A 205-nucleotide genomic window follows, 5' to 3' on the forward strand; every position below is an offset into this window, starting at 1 on the left:
CGCACCTCGATCTCCGACGCATCCAGGTCTTTGGGCTGGGCGGCGGTAAGAGCTTCCACATTGACTGCAAAAGAAGGGTCCTGCTGTGCCGCCCGCTGAGCCTGACGCAGTTTGCGGCGTACATTGCCGGAAAGGTATTCATCAGCAGTCACATAATGGGGTGTGCCGTCCTGTTCCAGCTGTCCCGGCACACGGAAGATCACAC

1 protein-coding gene is annotated in these 205 nt (G+C 59.0%); it reads right to left on the reverse strand.

Translation table 11 applies throughout. From position 1 onward, the window contains the following. Positions 1-205, reverse strand: a 205-nt coding sequence (locus GPK94_RS15875) for a hypothetical protein (protein WP_215656271.1), incomplete at both ends; no start/stop codon positions are given.

The organism is Pseudoflavonifractor sp. MCC625 (assembly GCF_018784545.1).
GTDB classification, from domain to species: domain Bacteria; phylum Bacillota; class Clostridia; order Oscillospirales; family Oscillospiraceae; genus Pseudoflavonifractor_A; species Pseudoflavonifractor_A gallinarum.